Below are 1,059 nucleotides of genomic sequence, written 5' to 3'. Positions count from 1 at the left end.
GAACTCATCCTTTATCTAAGTTAAAAAAAATATTTAGCCTCATGAATATCAATGTGAATATTTCTGAGAAACTCAACAAAGATGCACTTGGCAAGATAATAAAAGATGGAATACGCTCCATCAGCCTAAGTATTGAAACAACAAAAGAAGATCTAGAAGAGGCAAAAGCAACATCATTAGGTATCACTGGAAAAGCTAAAGAAGCTTTGTCAAGATTATTTGAGAAAGAGCAAGATGATGACAACTCTTTCTATGGGCTTCTGACTCTTGACAAGAGACATAACCCAAAACTCTTAAATATTGCGAACAAAAATCCAAGCCTGATCATTGATGAATTATCGGAAGAGTTCTTCATCACAACATCAAAAGGCCAAGCGATCAAAAGCTCTGAAATCAAAACAAAAAAAGATTATTACACAAGAAAGTATGGCTCTACCACCATAAAAGCGGAACACGCTAAGGAAATTCTTGAGCACTTCAAGGATTTCATACTATAATGGAGGGTTGTACGTATAACCAAAGGGGGAGGTGTGAATGAGAGGTAAAGATTGGAGTTATATTTTTTCCATAATCTTTTTTATCTGCCTTTCTCTTGTATTAACTTATTATTTACATGATAAGGTTAGATATAACAAAGAGTTGCTTGGACTTGTGGCAAATATATTTTCAATATTAACAGGGTTTCTGTTACTTGTTATAACCACAAGTGGAGACGTAGCATCGTTTACAGAAGGTAAATCAAGATCAGAAAAGTATGCAACTAAGAGGAAATTCGAAATTCGGTTTTCTCGTTACATGATGCTTTTTTACCTCTATCTTACAGTCTTGTGCTTAATATTCTTCTACTACATGCTGCTGCCACCAGGAGACACCAGTAAAATCTTAGCAAGCAAGCCGCCTGTGACCAACCTGAGTCTGGCACTTGAGTTTATTATATGCTGGCTAAGCATAATTTCATTTGGATGCTCTTTTTTCATACCAATAAAGCTGAAACAGATTTATAACGAAAAACTCAAGCAACAATAACCCGGCCTCAGCGCCGGGTTTTCTTTGCCTCAC

1 protein-coding gene and 1 pseudogene are annotated in these 1,059 nt (G+C 36.1%); both read left to right on the top strand.

Annotation, left to right across the window (positions count from 1 at the left end):
* Window positions 1–497 (top strand): annotated as a pseudogene (locus tag E0D98_RS24645) (hypothetical protein); the annotation flags it as partial.
* A gap of 37 nt (window positions 498–534) precedes the next feature.
* Window positions 535–1,026 (top strand): hypothetical protein, encoded by a 492-nt coding sequence (locus E0D98_RS24640; RefSeq protein WP_019842864.1) that lies wholly within the window; start codon window positions 535–537, stop codon window positions 1,024–1,026.
* Window positions 1,027–1,059: the final 33 nt, after the last annotated feature.

Origin of the sequence: Escherichia sp. KCJ4928 (assembly GCF_004352695.1) — a bacterium.
Lineage (GTDB): Bacteria > Pseudomonadota > Gammaproteobacteria > Enterobacterales > Enterobacteriaceae > ECMA0423.
Note: the sequence above shows the minus strand (reverse complement) of the source record. Positions and strands in the feature narration are given on the sequence as shown.

Excerpts from the sequence above, each read along its gene's own strand:
- E0D98_RS24640 (WP_019842864.1), top strand. The coding sequence starts at position 535 with ATGAGAGGTAAAGATTGGAGTTATATTTTTTCCATAATCTTTTTTATC.